The sequence below is a fragment of the Martinezella lusitana genome, assembly GCF_016901135.1.
Lineage (GTDB): Bacteria > Pseudomonadota > Alphaproteobacteria > Rhizobiales > Rhizobiaceae > Rhizobium > Rhizobium lusitanum_D.
In genome coordinates this window covers 37,851-56,140 of record NZ_JAFEVL010000068.1, presented here as the reverse complement: position 1 = coordinate 56,140, position 18,290 = coordinate 37,851, and the positions used below count along the sequence as shown (strand labels likewise).

General features: G+C 57.0%; 16 protein-coding genes and 1 riboswitch. Of the genes, 11 read left to right on the top strand and 5 right to left on the bottom strand.

Going from position 1 to position 18,290, the window contains the following annotated elements:
• Nucleotides 1–11 precede the first annotated feature (11 nt).
• A complete protein-coding gene (locus tag JTP94_RS29225; protein WP_204853923.1) occupies nt 12–1,010 on the bottom strand; it encodes a LysR family transcriptional regulator in 999 nt (332 codons plus the stop codon).
• A 206-nt stretch (nt 1,011–1,216) separates the two neighbouring features.
• Here JTP94_RS29225 and JTP94_RS29220 point away from each other — a divergent pair, with 206 nt between their 5' ends.
• Both JTP94_RS29220 and JTP94_RS29215 read left to right on the top strand, forming a co-directional pair.
• Complete coding sequence (locus tag JTP94_RS29220; RefSeq protein ID WP_204853922.1) at nt 1,217–2,740, top strand: amidohydrolase family protein; 1,524 nt, start codon at nt 1,217–1,219, stop codon at nt 2,738–2,740.
• A gap of 678 nt (nt 2,741–3,418) precedes the next feature.
• Nucleotides 3,419–3,943: a flavin reductase family protein gene (locus JTP94_RS29215; protein ID WP_204853921.1), complete on the top strand. Its 525-nt coding sequence runs from the start codon at nt 3,419–3,421 to the stop codon at nt 3,941–3,943.
• Between the two features lie 156 nt (nt 3,944–4,099).
• Here JTP94_RS29215 and JTP94_RS29210 read toward each other — a convergent pair whose 3' ends face one another.
• On the bottom strand, nt 4,100–5,890 hold the full coding sequence (locus tag JTP94_RS29210) for a gamma-glutamyltransferase family protein (protein ID WP_204853920.1): 1,791 nt from the start codon (nt 5,888–5,890) through the stop codon (nt 4,100–4,102).
• A 1-nt stretch (nt 5,891) separates the two neighbouring features.
• Complete coding sequence (locus JTP94_RS29205) at nt 5,892–6,806, bottom strand: polysaccharide deacetylase family protein (protein ID WP_204853919.1); 915 nt, start codon at nt 6,804–6,806, stop codon at nt 5,892–5,894.
• A 458-nt stretch (nt 6,807–7,264) separates the two neighbouring features.
• On the opposite strand from JTP94_RS29205, the gene JTP94_RS29200 reads away from it, so the two are divergent.
• The 4 genes from JTP94_RS29200 to JTP94_RS29185 all read left to right on the top strand — a co-directional run bounded on the left by JTP94_RS29200 (nt 7,265) and on the right by JTP94_RS29185 (nt 12,656).
• Nucleotides 7,265–8,764, top strand: coding sequence for a 4-hydroxyphenylacetate 3-hydroxylase family protein (locus JTP94_RS29200; protein WP_204853918.1), 1,500 nt, complete (start codon nt 7,265–7,267; stop codon nt 8,762–8,764).
• Between the two features lie 188 nt (nt 8,765–8,952).
• Complete coding sequence (locus JTP94_RS29195; protein ID WP_246755406.1) at nt 8,953–9,765, top strand: ABC transporter substrate-binding protein; 813 nt, start codon at nt 8,953–8,955, stop codon at nt 9,763–9,765.
• An 85-nt stretch (nt 9,766–9,850) separates the two neighbouring features.
• Nucleotides 9,851–11,449 (top strand): amino acid ABC transporter permease/ATP-binding protein, encoded by a 1,599-nt coding sequence (locus JTP94_RS35850; RefSeq protein ID WP_210384314.1) that lies wholly within the window; start codon nt 9,851–9,853, stop codon nt 11,447–11,449.
• A 43-nt stretch (nt 11,450–11,492) separates the two neighbouring features.
• Nucleotides 11,493–12,656 (top strand): M20 aminoacylase family protein, encoded by a 1,164-nt coding sequence (locus tag JTP94_RS29185; protein WP_204853916.1) that lies wholly within the window; start codon nt 11,493–11,495, stop codon nt 12,654–12,656.
• A 61-nt stretch (nt 12,657–12,717) separates the two neighbouring features.
• On the opposite strand, the gene JTP94_RS29180 is transcribed toward JTP94_RS29185, so the two are convergent.
• Nucleotides 12,718–13,305 (bottom strand): cupin domain-containing protein, encoded by a 588-nt coding sequence (locus tag JTP94_RS29180; RefSeq protein WP_204853915.1) that lies wholly within the window; start codon nt 13,303–13,305, stop codon nt 12,718–12,720.
• Between the two features lie 11 nt (nt 13,306–13,316).
• Between JTP94_RS29180 and JTP94_RS29175 the strand changes: the two genes are divergently transcribed.
• The 5 genes from JTP94_RS29175 (at nt 13,317) to JTP94_RS29155 (ending at nt 17,820) form a co-directional block, all read left to right on the top strand.
• Nucleotides 13,317–13,586, top strand: coding sequence for a hypothetical protein (locus JTP94_RS29175; RefSeq protein ID WP_204853914.1), 270 nt, complete (start codon nt 13,317–13,319; stop codon nt 13,584–13,586).
• 55 nt (nt 13,587–13,641) lie between these two features.
• A riboswitch (guanidine-I (ykkC/yxkD leader) is annotated at nt 13,642–13,749 on the top strand.
• A 73-nt stretch (nt 13,750–13,822) separates the two neighbouring features.
• On the top strand, nt 13,823–14,896 hold the full coding sequence (locus JTP94_RS29170; RefSeq protein ID WP_204853913.1) for a putative urea ABC transporter substrate-binding protein: 1,074 nt from the start codon (nt 13,823–13,825) through the stop codon (nt 14,894–14,896).
• 62 nt (nt 14,897–14,958) lie between these two features.
• Entirely contained in the window at nt 14,959–15,774 is an 816-nt protein-coding gene (locus tag JTP94_RS29165) for an ABC transporter permease (protein ID WP_204853912.1), read from the top strand.
• Entirely contained in the window at nt 15,774–16,643 is an 870-nt protein-coding gene (locus tag JTP94_RS29160) for an ABC transporter ATP-binding protein (RefSeq protein WP_204853911.1), read from the top strand. Before JTP94_RS29165 ends, JTP94_RS29160 begins: the two co-directional genes overlap by 1 nt.
• A 184-nt stretch (nt 16,644–16,827) precedes the next feature.
• On the top strand, nt 16,828–17,820 hold the full coding sequence (locus JTP94_RS29155) for an MBL fold metallo-hydrolase (protein ID WP_204853910.1): 993 nt from the start codon (nt 16,828–16,830) through the stop codon (nt 17,818–17,820).
• Nucleotides 17,821–17,923: 103 nt separating this feature from the next.
• Here JTP94_RS29155 and JTP94_RS36090 read toward each other — a convergent pair whose 3' ends face one another.
• Complete coding sequence (locus JTP94_RS36090; RefSeq protein WP_409456643.1) at nt 17,924–18,145, bottom strand: EamA family transporter; 222 nt, start codon at nt 18,143–18,145, stop codon at nt 17,924–17,926.
• Between the last annotated feature and the right edge of the window lie 145 nt (nt 18,146–18,290).

Genomic DNA, 18,290 nt, shown 5'->3' with positions numbered 1-18,290 from the left:
TATCAGGATTTTCATATGACCGGGCGAAATGCCGCAGCAGCGTCGGCCTGGACGCGCTTTGCCGTTGCCAGCTCTGTTAACGGCATAACGAAGGTCGGCGGTTGCGGCAGAAACAGATCCGCGCTCTTGGCCACGCGCCGCACCAGCGTGCGCAGCCAGTGGTGATATTTGCTGAACTGACTACGCTCGTGCCACAAAAGATAAAACGTCATGCTGCCCAGCTCCGGCGGCGCATCGACGATGCCGAAATTGCCGTGCCGCGTCATGTATTCTGCATAGGGCCGGCCGGTAGTGAAGACCAGGTCGGAGCCTGGCAGGACCTGTTTCACAAGCCCGTATTCCGGCACCGAAACCACCACGCGCCGGGACAGCTGCATGGCTGCCAGATTGGCGTCGATCGGGCTGATCGAGAACTGTCGCCGTGCTGTTGGCGATACGTGGTTGAGCGTCAGATATTGATCGAGGGTGATCGCCTCCTGTCGGGCTGCGGGGTGGCTTGCGCACATGATGCAGGCGATGTCTGATTTGATCAGCGCCATATGCCGCAGGTTCTGCGGGGGCACCGGCCAGTTGCCGATCACCGCATCCAGCTGACCGGTTTCGAGGTCATGAGCAAAATCGCTCTGCATCGAATGCGGGGTGAACTCGATCGTCGCGTGCGGTGCCTCCATGCGGATGGCTTGTGTCAGTCGGGGCACGAGAAAGACCTCGAAACAGTTCGCCGCCGCGATGCGGATCTGCCGCCGCGCCCGCCCGGGATCAAAAATCTCGTCGGCATCCAGCAGCTGATGCATGTTGTCCAGCAACTGGTCGACCATCAGGCGGATCTGCTCTGCGCGTTCCGTCAGCACCATGATCTGGCCGCTACGCACCAGAAGCGGGTCGTTGAAAATCTCGCGGAGGCGCTTGAGATGGGCGCTGACGGCCGGCTGGCTCTGTCGCAAAATCGCGGCCACGCGCGAGACGCTGCGCTCGGCCAATAGCATTTGCAGCACTTTCAGCTGCCGCATATCCAGATTGTCGGCGGTGATATTCTCTGACATGGCGCGTCCCGGTCTGGCACTCCTTCAACACTTCACCCCATAAGACGGCATCGCGCAAGTGTGCGGAAAACATTCCTAGCTTGAGGGAAGGGTGCTGAGAGAGATGCTTGACGGGTTCGGCTTCCATGCCCCACGCTTGAGGTCAATCAACATCGAAGCCCCGGAGACCTGACATGCCCATCCTCATCCAAAACGGCCGGGTTCTGACCAATGATGCGGCGCGCACCGTTCACGACCGTGCCGACATTCTGGTCGAAGGCGAAAAGATTACGGCGATCGGACAGGACATCGACGTCAGCCGTTTTACCGACATCGAAATCGTCGATGCTTCTAAATCGCTGGTCATGCCCGGTTTCGTCGATGCGCATATGCATTCCAACGAAGGTTTCGAGATGGGGCGGTACGATAATCTGCCGCTGGAGATCTGGCTGTCGGAAGTCTATCCGCCGTTCTACGCCCGCCAGTTGAGCTGGGAGGAACACTATCTGCGCGCCATGCTGGTGGCGATCGTCTCGGTGAAATCGGGCGTGACGACGCTGCAGGACGATTGCATCAATATGTTCTTCGACGAGAATGCGCTCGATGCCACCGCCGCAGCCTACCGGGATCTCGGCCTGCGTGCCTCCATCACCTCGTCCATGTGGGACCACTCGTTTCTGGGTGGGCTGCCATTTCTCAACGAAATCATGCCCGATGATCTGAAAGCGCGTCTCAACGCATTGCCGCAGGTGCCTTGGCAGGATCAGATCGCGCTTTACAAACACCATTCGACAAAATGGCACGGGAAAGACGGCATCCGCATCATTCTCGGCCCCTGTGGACCGCAGCGCTGCTCGGATAGGCTGATGCAGGAAGTGGCAGCGCTCTCCGAAGAACGGGACCTGCCGATCCATTGCCATGTGCTGGAGACCAAGACGCAGGCCGTCACCGGCCGGGAATTCTACGGCACGACGTTGGTCCAGCATCTGAAGGACGTAGGCGTTATGACGCATCGCCTGACGATGAATCACGCGATCTGGCTGACTGAAAAAGACATCGAGATCATGGGTGCCGCCGGCTGCTCGACAACCCATAATCCGCTGGCAAACCTCAAGCTCGGCTCCGGCGTCTCACCGATCCGGGCTCTAAAGTCGGCCGGCGTCAATGTGGCACTCGGTTGCGACGGCGTCGCCTCGGCTGACACGGCGGATATCTTCCATGCGGTCAAGGCCGCCGCCATGCTCCACAAAATCGGCTCGCACGATTATACGACCTGGGTTTCCGCTCATGAGGCCTACGAGATGGCGACCCATGGCGGTGCTCGCTCCGCGATGATTTCTGACCGCGTCGGCGCGCTGAAAGTCGGCATGGATGCCGATATCATTCTTCTTGACCGCTACGACTGGGGTTTCCTGCCACTTCACGATCCGATCCAGCAGATCGCCTTCAGCGTTAACTCCGATGCCGTGAAGACCTCGCTCATCCGTGGGCGTATCGTCATGCGCGACCGGGAGCTGGTGCTGGTCGATGCAGAGGACCTGCGCCAACGCATATCCCAGGCGGCCGAACGCTTTCGCCACGAGGACTGCTCGCGCATGAGCGAAGGGGCGGCCATCGTGCGGCCTTACCTCGACACCATGTACAATCGGGCGATCTCGCGTGACATCAAAACTGTTGACCAGGTTCGGCGCGCGCCGCCGCTTGTCGACGCTGACTAGAGCTACTTTGGCAGAACTGCTTCTGCGATTCGGATTTGTCATTGATCTGGCAAGTGCACTGATGACGGCTCGGTTGGCTGCCAAGGCGGGATTGGACGACCCCTTGCGCGCTTGCCGCTTATTTTTTCCCGCTTTGCAGTCTGCGATCTCTGGTGCCAGAGAAAGGCATAGGCGTCGCCAATCGCAAGAGCCATGCTTTCTAAGCTTCGTCGAGCTTTCGTCAAGCACTTGAATAACGTTCAATACAAATTCATATAGAATGTTATTCTGGACATTCCTATGGTTTCGTTCGGCAAATTACACCGGTCTCTCACGACAAACGGTCGTCGTCGCACGAGGTTAGCGAGGCCGATTTAGCAAGCTGAGAAGCAGCTGAATGATTTGATAAAAGTCGGCCCGTTCATGCTCGGCGACGGATGCAGAAGAGCCAAATTTTTGTATTAATAGGATTTTTGCGTCACCTATAGGTTCTCTCATAAGGCCCACCGGCTTCGTTTGAGAAAGCGTTTTCGCCGATGGAAATCCAGATACTTTGGCGAAAGCTGATTCTTCGCAAGTGATCTCCAATTATTTATCAAGTTCTTGACTATAAATAACGACGATGTCAAGTTTCGCTTTGAACCCGGTCTGCATCTGGCCGCAACGGCCGTGATGTTTCGTTCAAAGGAGTGCGTGTTAATGGAAATGCAAAATCGACGAGTGGTGGCGATTGATACCGGACAATTTCGCAAGGCACTCGGCCGTTTCGCGACGGGGGTAACAGTCGTGACGGCCGTTTCTCCGGAAGGAACAATGATCGGGTTGACGGTGAACTCGTTCAACTCCGTCTCCATGGATCCCCCTCTGATACTCTGGAGCGTTGGGCGAAACTCGCGGCGGGGGCAGGATCTGATGCGCGCCAAAGGGTTTGCCGTCAACGTGCTCGCGGGCAACCAACTTGACATCGCAAACCGCTTCTCGCGGTGGCTGGAGACGCCGTTCGACGGCGTCGATTACCGATTGACCGCGAACGGCCTGCCAGTGCTGGATCGGGCAGTCGCTCATTTCGAATGCGAACATCACGCGCAGCACGATGGGGGCGATCATGTCATTCTGATTGGACGTGTGCTGGACTACAGTTTGGGGGACGGCAGCGCCTTGGTTTACGCCGGAGGAAGGTTCACGGCGCTCGACGTCCACTCACGGCCAAATGTACCTGATTGACACCTAGTTCAAGTCTTCGTTCCTATGCGATCTGCCTCTCGTGCAATGGAAAGCTCGAAACGGGGTATGTATGAAAACGGGAAGACAGTGTTCCTTCTCGTGCACCTGTCAGATGGTGAGCGACAAACGGCCAGAGCTACGAACGTCCGGCAGAAGTCAACAAGCCAGCGCCGAAGACGAGAAGATACCGCTCTTGGTCCCGCGTGGATCGACCGCCGCGGAAACACTGCTTGTCTCGGAGTGAAATTCCGCTGCGACGATAAAGCCTTCGGTCCAGTCCGGCCCCACAATGACCTCATGACCGCGCGCGGTTAGATCTGTGCCATGAGTCACGGCAAGCCTTTCCTCCAACCGCAGGCGATTGGGAAACCTATTGTGCGGAGCAAAGAAGCCCGGAAAGCTCTCACTGCTCCAACGCGGAGCATCGATGGCTTCAGCGAGACCCATGCCGAGCAGCAAGCGGTTAACGAGGAACTGCATCTGCCACTGGTCCTGCTGATCGCCGCCCATGCTGCCGAAAGCCATAAACGGCCGGCCATCCTTGAGGACCATTGTCGGGCTGATGGTCGTTCGCGGCCGCTTTTCCGGTGCAATTACGTTGGGATGATGATCCGGCGCAAGGTAGAAGGTCATCAACCTGTTGCCGAGCGGGAAGCCCAATCGGGGCACCACCTCGTTGGACTTGAGCCAACCACCGCTCGGCGTTGCGGCTATCATGTTGCCCTCACTGTCGGTCGCCGCGACATGGACGGTTCCCGGTCCCCAGTTTCTGGTCGCCAGAACCGCCTCGGGATCGAGCAGGGCCCTCATCCGCAGGGGATCGCCTGGCCGCATATCCGGATTTGCGCGGCGATCATCGATCAGCGTGCGGCGCAGATCGGCATATTCTTCTGATAGGAGTGTGTCGATGGGAACATCTATCATGTTTGGATCGCCATAGAACTGATCCCGGTCGGAATAAGCGAGTTTGACGGCCTCGACCATCCGGTGAGCGTCTATCCCGTTGGCGGCGAGCCGGGCAAGTTCAGGCCCCGGATAGAGCTGTAGCGCATGCAGCATCGCCGGTCCCTGATTCCAGGGGCCGCATTTGAAAATTCTGTGCCGTCCGAGATCCAGATGAACGGGGCGCTCCAGATTGGTCGTATAGGCGGCAAGGTCCAACGCCTCCAGCAATCCGTTTCGTTCCCGGACGAAATCCCCGATCGCCTGAGCGGCATCACCCTGATAGAAAGCGGCACGAACGGCTTCCAATCCGGCAATTCGGCTTTGTGTAACTGACTGTTCGGATTTGCACAGATATTCAAGCAAGTCCGCGAACGCCGGATTGCGCAGAATTTGCCCCTCCTGCGGCGGCCGGCCGTTGGGGCAATAGATTGCTGCGCTGCCGGGCCACTGGTCATTGAATTTGGGAGCAAGCGCATCGATGCCGAAACCTTCCTGCTGGAGGAGGCCGCGATGAGCTGCGAAACCGTTCCGGGCGATATCGATGGCAGGTGCAGCAACGGCCGAGAAGGGAAGGCGGCCGGCTTGCGTCAGTGCCGCCAGAAGCGACCCGAGGGTTGCCGGAACCCCGGAAGCGAGTACGCCTTCGTCGGGTACATCCGACAGGCCACGCTCGCGGAAGGCCGCGACTGTGGCGCGCCGGGGCGCTGCGGTGTTGCCATTGATCGCGATCACATTGCCATCCGCCTTATGGATCAGGATCGGGCATTCTCCACCCATCGTGTGCATATGCGGGTCAACGATCCCTTCGACAAGAACGGCCGCGACGGCGGCATCGATGGCGTTGCCTCCCTCGCGCAGCATCGCAAGACCCACTTGCGCCGACAGATGATTATGCGCGGCCACCGCAAGCTGGCGCCCCCGAACAACCGTGGTAAACGGCGACGATGCGGTTTCCCGATTGCGAAAGGCCCGGCTGCTGCGCACATCAGATGTTATCGTCATTTTATTCTCCATCGGGATTGGGATGCACCGCCATCCAGTGCCGGGCGACGTCGATGCCTCGACATATCCACACGCCGGGATGGCGGAGAACATGATCCAGAAATCGTTCGAAGCCTGCAGCCCGGCCTGGTCGGCCGGTCAGACGGTCATGAACCACAACCGTCATCATGCGTGGCGACTTCCGGCCTTCCCGGTAAAGGACATCGAAGGCGTCGCGAAGATAGACGAAAAATTCTTCGCCGGTAGCAAAGCCCTGGCGTCCGGAGAAGGCATTGTCGTTGGTCTCGAAGGAATAGGGAAGAACGAGGCTGTGCCGGTCTCCGACGCGCGCCCAGTGGGGCAGCTCATCGTTCAGACAATCCTGATCATAAAGAAATCCGCCCTCTTCCGTGAGAAGACGCCGGGTGTTGGGCGATGGCCGCCCGGTAATCCAGCCAAGCGGCCGTTGCCCCGTGAGTGTGGCTATGGTGTCGACCGAAAGACGGATGTGTTCCTTCTCGACCGCCTCGGCAACAGTTTGGTAGTCAATCCATCGCCATCCGTGCGAGATGATTTCATGTCCGCCGGCAATCAAGGCGTCCGCAACTGCGGGATTGCGTTGCAGGGCCATCGCCACGGGCAGGGCGCTGATTTTTATACCGCGCGCCTCGAAGAGATCCAGCAGGCGCCAGATACCGACACGGCTGCCGAACTCGAAAGTCGATTCGACCAGCATGCTGCGTGCGCCGGGGACAGCGGGCGCTCCGGCAAGATCGGTAAGTACGCTTTCCGATTCAGCATCGCCATGAAGCACCGACATTTCAGCGCCGGTCTCGTAGGCCAGGACAAACTCCACGGCGAGATATGCTCCGCCGGGCCATTGCGGATCCGGCGGACGTCGCCCATAGCCGATCAAATCACGTGGGTAGCTTTGCATAGCGCAGTCTCGCCATAGGTTGGCGCCGGGCCGAAAGTGGGGAGAGCCGGCGCATTGTTCACGAGGCAATCAAGCTCGGACTTACAATATTGTCAAGTTACTTTCCAGAAATCGAAGCGGAGGGTACTTCCCATTGTCGGTTCGTTCGTCGCGCTGCCGAATTGGCATTCGGACTAGGTCAGCCACATGACGCTTTCCTAAGAAAGGCAACTCCCTCGTGGTAAAATGTCGAAATTACAGATAGATATATGTCTTTCGGCAGCAAAGACCTCGGCGACGTCACGTCTGGCCGCGCATGGTGAGATAGCTCGACTGTCCTGATCGTATTTTAACGGCTGTGGGTTTCGAGCCCTTCTGCCTGCGATCCAAACTGAAACCATAATGAAATCGCCTATCGGAATGAATTCTATTAAACAACTTGACAAAGATTTATCCGACATTCATTTCTTGAAGAAATCATGAATATGAGGGTATCCATGCAGTTGACCGGTAGCGAATATCTGGCGTCCTTGCGCGACGGCAGGACCATTTATCTTGGCGGCGAGACTGTTCGGGACGTGACGACGCATCCGGCCTTTCGCAATGCGGCGCATTCGTTTGCCAGATTGTACGACGCCAAGCGCGATCCGCGGAACCGTGATGTTCTGACCTATGAGGAAGGCGGTGAACGACATGCGTTCTACTGGCTCATGCCGCGCTCGCGTGAAGATCTGGTCTTCCGTGCAGCGGGCCACCGGCATTTATCCGATATGAGTTACGGAATGCTTGGTCGTTCACCGGACTATTTTTCCGGCTTCGTCGTCGGCCTTGCCATGACGCCGGAGATATTCAAAACCGAGACGGCGGATTTTTCGCAAAACATCCTCGCCTATCGCGAATATTGCCGCGATCGAGATATTTTCGTGTCCAATGCCGTAACTCCCCCGGCGGGCACCCGCGAACGGGAAACTTTCGTTCAGCGCGGCAAGGTGTTTCCGGCGCTGCGCGTCGTACGCGAGACGGACAGTGGCGTGGTGATCAGCGGAATGAAACTGCTCGCAACCAGCGCCCCGTTCGCACACGAGCTTTTTCTCGGCAATATTCAGCCGCTGGCCCCGGGCATGGAGAAGGAAGCGATTACCTGTGCTATTCCGATGAACAGCCCCGGCCTGACGCTTTGGTCTCGCAAGAGTTTCGAAAAGAGCGCCGTCAGCGAAATCGACAATCCTCTCTCAACGCACTTCGATGAAACGGACTGCGTCATCGTCTGCGAAGATGTCGAAGTTCCGTGGGAACGGGTCTTCGTCCATGGCGACATCGAACTTTCCAGCTCGCTTTACTATAAGACGGCGGCGCATAGCCTGGGAAATCATCAGGCAACCATTCGCTTCCGATCGAAACTGATGTTTCTGACGGGGCTAGCCGAGCGTATTGCCGTGACATCCGGCACCTCGAAGTTCCCTGCGGTTCAGGAAACGCTTGCTCATATGGCCGCGCTCGACGGAATGATTTCCGCCATGATTCAGGGACAGATCCACGATTACGAAACGCTGGCGAACGGCTTCGTCAATATCAATCGGCGCGCCATGTATGCGGCGATCTACTGGTGCTATCTTCATTACGACGACGTGTGCGCCAGGCTCCGCGAGTTGATGGGCGGCGGCGTCATGCAGATGCCCGCGGATATCAGCGTCATGGATGATCCGCATCTCAGGCAGAAATTTGAATCGTATTGGTCGACGACCGACCATGCGGCACTCGATCGCTTCAAGCTCTACAAACTCGCCTGGGATGCCGTGGGTACGGAGTTTGCCGGCCGGCACATGCTGTATGAGCGCTTTTACCTGGGACCTATCTTCATCGCGCGCGGCCATAGCAGCCGTGAAGCGCCCTGGCATGAGATGCGGGCATTGGTTGATACCATGCTCGACGGCTACGGCTACGGCGACGTTCCGGCGGCAGCTGGACAAATGACCTGAGCCTTCGAGTCGTCCGACAAAAAGCCCGGGCATGAGAGGACGCGAATATCGGATGGCTTTTCGAAATTGGCGTCGAAACAGCTTTAACAGACAAAAAAATAGCAGGGAAACATCCGGTCATTTTAACCCGTGTTCAGACGGAGAACGCCATGCGTCTACCTCTATTTTTCGCCAGCGCCTGCGCCGCGTTGCTCATCGGCGCCACATCGTCAAGGGCATTGGATGCCAAATGCGAACCTGAAAAAGTTGCAGAAAAATATCCCGCCCTGTCCGGGAAAACATTGGTGATGGGCGTCGATGCACAGACGCCGCCCTATGTGAGTCTTGATGTTGCGACGAGCACCTTGCAAGGATCCGACATCGATCTCGCCAAAGCGGTCTTCGACTGCATCGGGGTCAAGTATGAAATCAAGTCCGCCGCTTGGTCGGGGCTCTTCCCGGCGGTCATTTCCGGTCAGATCGATCTCATGTTCTACCTCTACTACAATGAGGTTCGGGCCAAGGAAGGCGATTTCATCCTTTATATGAAGGCCGGGACCGGTGCCATTACTCAAAAAGGAAATCCGAAAGGCATCCGCTCGCAGGAGGATCTGTGCGGAAACACGGTCGCCGTTGGTCTCGGCTCCGTCGAGGAAGCGCAGATGAAGGACGTTGCGGGCAAATGCATCGCCTCTGGCAAAGAGCCTCTGACGGTCATGACCTATCCCGATAACGCCGCAGGCTTCAGGCTGGTGGCAGCCGATCGCGCGGACATCATGCTCACGGATCTTGCCCTCGTTGATCGTACGGTTGCGGAAAAGCCGCAGACCTACGAGCGAGCCTATCGTGTTCTCAGCGGCCTGCAAATCGGCATAGCTGTCAAGAAGGGCAACGTCAGCCTCTCAACAGCACTTGTGGAAGGGCTGGCCGCAGTCCAGGCAGCCGGTGGGCAGCGTGCTATTTTGGAGAAATACGGGATCGATACGGCGCTTGAGATTCCCGCTCAACTAAAGACCGAATAGTCCGCCGACAATTTCAACGTCACGACGCTGCGACATCAGACGTGGGCCCGCCAGTCGCAGTCCACGTCCGTTCTGGAGAACGATTTTGGATTGGCTTGCAAATGTCCTTGCGTATTTTACGTCAAAATTTCTTTGGGAAGGCGCCATTCTGGCCGTGCAGATAACAGTGTGTGCGATTGTCATCGGCTTCGTTCTCGGTCTCGGTGTCGCGCTTTGCAGGATCTCGCACATTGCCATCCTGCGCTGGGCAAGCTGGTTCTACATCTGGATCATGCGCGGCACCCCGCAATTGTTGCAGCTTGTTTTCATATTTGACGCGTTACCGATCATTGGCTTGAAGTTCGGCAGCTTTTCGACAGCCGTCATCGCCTTTTCGCTGAGCGAGGCGGCCTTTGCCGCCGAAATCATTCGCGGCGGGATTCTTTCCGTCAATCCACAGCAGGGTATTGCTGCATCGTCGTTAGGCATGGGACGGATGACAACGCTGCGGCGCATCATCCTGCCGCAGGCGCTGCGCACGATCCTCCCAGCCCTTGCGGGAAACACCATCGCAATGCTGAAGATGACTTCCGTTGCATCTGTCATTTTCGTCAGCGAACTGACCTTCCGCTCCCAGCAAATCGTTGGGCAGACGTTCGAATTCTTCACAGTTTTCGCTGCCGCTGCGATGATATACCTACTTTTAACGAGCGTGATATCCGGTGTTCAGGCTTATCTGGAGTTCTCCATGGACCCCGAGAGGCGACGCGGTAAATCATTTGTTCAACCATTTTTTTCGCGTCTTCTTGGACGCAGTCTGGACGCTGAGGCCTTAAGCGAAGCGCCGTTGCCGTTGCATGCGAATGGATCGCGGGTGGCTTTATTGCGCAGCCTGCTCGGCAATACTCAAGGGTCGGAACGGGCTCTGGAAGGCGAGACGCCTTTTGTCGTCGGCAGGAGGATATGGAAGTCCTACGGGGAACGCGACATCTTGAAAGGAATCGATCTTGAGGTAAAGCGCGGTGAAGTCGTGGCAGTCCTCGGTCCCAGCGGTTCGGGAAAAAGCACCTTGCTGCGGTTGATCAATCACCTGGAATCCCTGGATGAGGGCGAGATTCTCGTTGCCGGTCGTCATGTAGGCTACACGATGCTCAACGGCCGTCTTCATCCGACGTCCGACCGAACCAGGGCGCGCACCGAACTCGGCATATCGATGGTCTTCCAGGGGTTCAATCTGTTTGCGAACCTGACGGCGCTCGAGAACATCATGGAGGCACCCCAGCGCGTGCAAGGCGTACCCCGTGTCGAGGCTGAGAAAACCGCCCGGCAGCTTCTTCACACAGTCGGACTTGCCCAACATGCCGATCACCTGCCGCATCATCTTTCCGGCGGCCAACAGCAACGCGTCGCTATCGCGCGCGCCCTTGCCGTCAAACCGCGATTGATGCTGTTCGACGAGCCGACCTCGGCACTCGATCCCGAACTCGTTGGCGAAGTTCTGGGGGTCATGCGCGCGCTTGCCGAGGCGGGGATGACGATGATTATCGTCACCCACGAAATGAAATTTGCCCGCGACGTCGCCGACCGCATCATATTCTTCGATGAAGGAGAAATCGTCGAGCACGGTCCCCCGACAGAGGTTCTGGACATGCCGAAGAAAGAGCGCACGAAGCGCTTCTTGAACCGACTGAGCACCGATGACTAAAGCCTAGCGTCGGGAATTGAGGAAACCGCTGTAGAGGATTGCAATGCCCGTTCTAGAGAAAATTGCTGCCTATCTGGAGGATCTCGTTGCCATCCGCCGGGATATTCACCAGCACCCGGAGCTCGGCTTCGAGGAGGTCCGCACCTCGGCACTCGTAGCCGATGCGTTGGAACGTTATGGGGTAGAGGTTCACCGCGGGATCGGCAGGACCGGAGTTGTTGGTATCATCAGGGGAGCGAAAGGCGAGGGGCGCTCTATCGGGCTACGCGCCGATATGGATGCTCTTCCGATGGAGGAGAAAACCAATCTTGCCTATGCCTCGAAAGCGCCAGGCCGTTTTCATGGCTGTGGCCATGACGGCCATACCACGATCCTACTTGGGGCTGCGCGCTACCTGGCTGAAACCCGCAATTTTGCTGGATCTGTGGTGCTGATATTCCAGCCGGCCGAGGAAGGGCTGGGCGGTGCGCGGGCCATGATCGCCGATGGCTTGTTCGAACGGTTTCCCTGCGATGAAATCTACGGTTTTCACAATGCCCCGCACGACGATCCCTACAAGGTAGGGATCAAGCCGGGAGTGGCTATGGCGGGGGCCGATTTCTTCGATATTAGAATTCGCGCCCAGGGAAGTCATGGAGCACAGCCTGAAGAGTCCAAAGACCCCATCGTTGCCGCGACCGCGCTCATCCAATTGTTGCAGACAATTGTCAGCCGGAACATCAGTCCGATGCAGCCCTCCGTACTTTCCGTGACCCAAATCCATTCGGGCAGCACGTATAACGTGATCCCCGATCAGGCCGTAATATCTGGCACCGTTCGGTTCCTTGACCGCGATGTCAACGAGAAAATCCGTGACCGGATGCGGGCCATCGCTAAGGGCGTTGCGACGTCATTCGACGTTCAGATCGATGTTGAAATCCGCAATGTCTTCGACGTACTGATCAATACCGAGACATTAGTGGAAGGTTTTGCGGATGCAGCGCGCGACGTCGTCGGGGCGGAGATGGTTTCTATCACCAGCGCGCCAATCATGGCGAGCGAGGATTTCGCCGATATGCTGTTTAAGGTTCCCGGCGTTTATTGCACTATCGGCCATTCGGGAGATGTGCCGGTGCACAATCCCGGATTCGTGTTGGATGACGGCATCCTGCCGGTGGGTGCAAGCATCCTTGCCCGCCTGATCGAACGCCGCTTGGCATCTTCATAATCTGCCGTAGGACTGACTTCAAGATTTTGCCTCAAAGAGGCAAAGACGTCCAGGCCCTATCTCAAAATGTCGGCGGCGTGTTGATCCAGAGAACTTTGGCGATTGCCGATGTCTTGTTGTGATACCCGTGGGGACGATCGGACCGAAATTGAAAAGTGTCCCCCTCGAATATCTCATACTCCTTCCCATCCACGAGAAGCGTCAGGCTGCCCTCCAGCACATACCCGAAATCCTCCCCTTGATGTTTGAGTGCACTTGCCGTTTTTCCGTCGGGCGCAATCGTGAAGATCATGGCCTGCAGCAGATTGTCGGTGACGTAAGGGGCAACGCTCTCCACCTTCGTCCCTTCGGTGCCGTGATGCAGCCCGAAGTCGATGGCATGTCTATCTGCCTTGCGGACAATGATGTCGTCGCCGTGTTCGTTTTCGGTGAAAAGCCATGCAATGTTGCTGCCTAAAGCCTGCGCAAGCTGATGAAGCAGCGCCACCGAAGGCGTGCTCAAATCATTTTCAATCTTGGAGAGAAGGCTTTCAGAGCATCCCACCTCGGTGGCCACTTCTGAAAGCTTCAATCCTTTCATGCGTCTCGCATGACGAAGTTTGGCGCCGAGCTTGGGATGGCTGGGCTTAACGCCTTTCTTGCGAGGCATCGTTCGACTCCATGGTGCGTGTGTTGAAGCAGTGTGGCTACACCGCTGCGGGTATGTTTCTAGAAACCAAGCCGGACTATACGAATGAAACCAATTTGACAAATCCAATTGCGTTGCCAAAAGCGAAGCCCATTCTGCACAAGCGGCGGTCAACCGGCAGCTGGGAAAGCCGTCTGAAATCGGTATCTCCATTCCACCGGGTCAATTTCGAAAAAGAAATTGACGACAATCGATACAGAATGCAACATTTTAAAGCGCTCAGCCCATTTTTTATCCAGTAAATTCTTTTAAATCATAAGCTTGACAATTTGGAAAGTAACTTGCAATAATTCCTCATGAGTTTGTGGCTAGGGTTCCGCTGCCGATGGCAGGCTGGTCCGAGAGCTACTACCGGCAAGGGAGACATCCTTGCCGGATGCACGGCGGGACAAAAGCCCGGGAGACCTCGTTAGCCAAGGGATTGGCAGCGCTGGTTTCTGCCGATCCCCTCTACAACTATCAAAAAAGGGGAATGCCGATGCAGCGTTTGAAGAATTTTCTGTCCGTTTCGGTATTGGCCGCATCGATTGCGGTCGGCGGCGCCGGCTACGCGAAAGCCGAAGTCAAGAAGGACTTCAAGATCGCCTGGTCGCTCTATGTCGGCTGGATGCCTTGGGGCTATGCCGTCAACCACGGGATCGTCAAGAAGTGGGCCGCCAAATACGGCATCAACATCGAGGTTACGCAATTTAACGACTACGTCGAGTCCATCAATCAGTACACGGCAGGCGCGTTTGACGGCGTCATGCTTGCGAACATGGACGGGCTATCCATTCCGGCCGCCGGCGGCGTTGATACGACCGCATTCATCGTGGGTGACTTTTCGAACGGCAACGACGCGGTGATACTCAAGGACAAGTCCAAGCTTGAAGACATCAGGGGCCAAAACGTCAATCTGGTGGAATATTCCGTGTCGCATTACCTGCTGGCCCGCGCGCTCGAAAGCGTCGGCATGAGCGAACGTGACGTGAAGGTCGTCAACACGTCGGATGCAGATCTCATCGCGGCCTATCAGACGCCGGACGTCACGGCAGTTGTCTCCTGGAATCCACTGGTTGCGACGATCCTCGAAGATCCGTCCGCCAGATCGGTGTTCGATAGTTCGCAAATTCCCGGCGAGATCATCGATCTGGCCGTCGCCAACACTCAGGTGCTGAAAGACAATCCCGACCTTGGCAAGGCACTTGCCGGTATTTGGTACGAGGCAGCGGCGCTGTTGACAGCCGATACTGCGGAGGGAAAGGCCGCACGAGAGGAAATGGCTGCAGCTTCGGGGACCGATCTCAAAGGGTTCGAGATGCAACTTAGGGCCACGCGGGCTTTCGACAAGCCAGCCGAAGCAGCGGCTTTCCTGAAATCCGGCGATCTAGTCAAGACGATGGACCGCGTTCGAAATTTCCTTTTCAAGAAGGGATTGCTTGGAAGTGGCGCCGCTTCCGCCGATGTCATCGGCATCGAGATGCCCGACAACTCGGTGCTCGGAGACAAGGAGAACGTCAAGTTCCGCTTCAGCTCCACCTATATGGATGCCGCCGCCAACGGTGCGCTCTGAGTTCAGCGCGGTCGGCCACGTTCGCGCCCGACCGTCTGTCTGTCTTCGATGGAGGTTTACCGATGCGCTGGATCAATGCGCGACCGAGCAATGGTGCGCGTCTGGCACTGACGCTGACGCCCTTTGTACTGGTGCTTGTCGCCTATGCGCTGGGTTCTGCATCGCGGCTGGCAGACAATGCCAACGACAAGCTGCTGCCAAGCTTTGCCGGCTTTGCCGCGGCAATCGACCGACTAGTCTTTGTCGCCGATCCGCGCACCGGAGACTATATTCTTTGGACGGACACGGTCGCGAGCCTCCTGCGCCTGTTCGCCGGGCTTGGCCTCTCGACGGTGATTGCTCTGGTGATCGGCATGTTGATCGGTATGCTGCCCTATATCCGATCGCTGCTGTCGCCGTTCGTCGGCGCGGTCTCCATGATACCGCCGCTGGCGCTGCTGCCGATCCTGTTCATCGTCATGGGGCTTGGCGAAGCATCCAAGGTGACGCTGATCTTCATCGGTGTCGCGCCGATCATGATCCGGGATCTGGCGCTAAGGGCACTGGAACTGCCGCGTGAGCAGATCATCAAAGCCGAGACGCTCGGTGGCAATTCCTGGCAGATCGCGTTGCGCGTCGTGTTGCCGCAAATCCTGCCGCGACTTATCACCTGCCTGCGGCTTCAGCTTGGTCCGGCCTGGCTGTTCCTGATCGCTGCCGAAGCGATCTCGTCGGATAGCGGACTTGGCTACCGGATCTTTCTGGTCCGTCGCTATTTGGCGATGGATGTGATCTTCCCATACGTTCTCTGGATCACGCTGCTGGCTGTCTTGACCGACTACCTGCTCGACCGGCTTCGCGTTGTCGTCTTCCCCTGGTCGGATTTGGAGACGCAGTGATGAGTACGTTAAAGATCGAGAATGTGTGGAAGGAATACGGCGATCAGATCGTCCTCGAAGACGTGACGATCGACATCGAATCCCGAGCATTCTTGGCGCTGGTCGGGCCTTCCGGCTGTGGCAAAACGACGTTTCTGCGCATGCTGTTGGGGCAGGAGCGGGCAACCCGGGGCACCATCCTTCTCGATGGTGCGCCTTTGCCGGCGGAACCGGGCCGGGATCGCGGCGTCGTCTTCCAGCGCTATTCCGTGCTTCCTCATCTGACAGTGCTTGGAAATGTGTTGCTCGGCAAAGAGATGCAGGTGTCGCGGCTGAGCGGCAAGCTGTTCGGCGCCTCCCGGCGTGCCGCCATAGAGGAAGCGCGGGCAATGATCGCCTCCGTCGGGCTGTCAGGTTCCCAAGGAAAATACCCCGCTCAGCTTTCCGGCGGCATGCAGCAGCGGCTGGCGCTGGCGCAGGCGCTGATCATGAAGCCGAAAGTCCTGCTGCTTGACGAGCCCTTTGGCGCGCTCGATCCTGGCATCCGCGCCGAAATCCATGTGGTGATGAAACGCCTCTGGCACGACGCACCGATGACCGTGGTCATGGTGACCCACGACATGCGCGAGGCCTTCACGCTCGCCACCCGCGTCGTTGCCTTCGAGAGACCGCGCGACCGGCCAGAAGAAAAGCTGCGCTATGGCGCAAAAATTACTAAGGATATCGCCATCTGGCCGCCCCGCAAGGCTGGGGAGGCTTCTCTCATTCGACCCGACCGGGACGGCCCGGTTTCCGGCTTCCTCTGTGAACCTTACGTTGTGGATGGAGCTCAGGAGATGACCGCGTTAGGTGGATGGCGTTCCTACATCCAAACACTCCGATCAGGATGACGGATATGAGTACGCAATCTTCAATATTTGCTCAACGTCTCCTGTCCTGTCTCAAGGACGGTGTGTTCGCACGTGCGTCCGCAAAGGGCGCTCTGTGGAAACGGAACAGTGGCTCTATACCTCGATGCTGCGAGTATCGAACGAAACGATGGAAAATATTCAGTCCGGATAGAGGAGACAGAAAATGAGAAGCGAGCGTGTCAGCATTGGGCATGTCGAACGGAAAACCGATGACGATCGGGAAGCATTCGATCCAAAAATTCAAGTGGCTGTCATAACGGATTATCTGATTTGCTTTTACGACGGGAGAGACCTGTCGACCTATCCGAAATGGCTTCATCAAAACATCGATATGCAACTCGGCCTGTCCTGTTACGCCATCCACAGCGGCGACACTGCGGTTCTATTCGACACCATGCTGTACAAGGAACAAATCCTTTGGATTGACGCATATTTGAAGGGCATGGGGATAAGAAACATCTCGGTGATCAACAGTCACTGGGATCCTGACCATATCGCTGGAAACTTCCTTTACAAGGACAGAGATATCATCAGCACGGAATATACGAGGGTCAATATCGAGACCTATGCACAGGCGCTTCAATCGGGCGAGATATGGCAATTGTACGGTGATCCGAGTTACCCTGGAATGTCCGAGGTCGTTCTGCCCAATCGTACGTTCCGGGATCAGATGACGCTATTTGTGGGGGATGTGAAGGTCGAACTTCACGAGGTCTTCCTGCATCAACTCGGCAGTCTCGTGGCGTATTTTCCGAAAGATCGGATTCTTCTCGCGGCAGACGCTTGCGAGGATAGCGTGTTGTTCATACCGCCAGGGACGGAGGCGCTGGTCCCGGTTCAGATCACGACGTATGGCAAGTTGAACAAATTCGACATCGACCGTATCTATCCCAGCCATGGTCGCTTCGACATCATCAAATCGGGCGGCTACGGCAAGGAATTTGTTGCCGCTATGATGGACTACAAATCTCAACTCATCAGCCGAATGCGCGATGCGGATTATTTAACAGCGCCTCTCGAGAGCTTCATCGGGGCCTGGGTGGAACGAAACGTCCTGGAGATCCACGAGCCCTACCGGTGGCTGCATGAATATAACGTCAATCTTATCTACAAGCATTATACCGACAAACCAACCCCGGTGATTAACTTGGGATAGGTGCATGGCACCAAAATGGGAGCTTCCTACTTCCGCGAGCGCGGCAACGGCTATCTCTCTTATGGCAAGGCACGGCGCAGATTTGATCGAATTGAAACTGCGATCACTTGGATATCTTGAGCATCGCGGTCCCGATCAACGTAGCGCCGATCGAGGCCAGCTTTGCCAGGTCGAGGCGCTCCTTGAGGAAGAAAACACCAAACAGCACAGCGAACACCATGCTTGTTTCCCTGACCGCGGATACCAGAGCAAAAGGCGGCGTTTTCCAAGCAAAAAGCGCTTGACGAGGCGGGCGAGGCGGAAGCGCTTTGGTCGCCAACCTCATGAGATCGACGCCGGTCCCGCGTCCAACTGGGAGAGAACCTGTCTAAGTTCAGCAGATGCATGCTGTAAGCTCGACCTACGGCATTGGTTTCTCCGCCATTGCCACATTCTGCTGCGCCGCCTGATCCATCGAGACCGAGACGTTT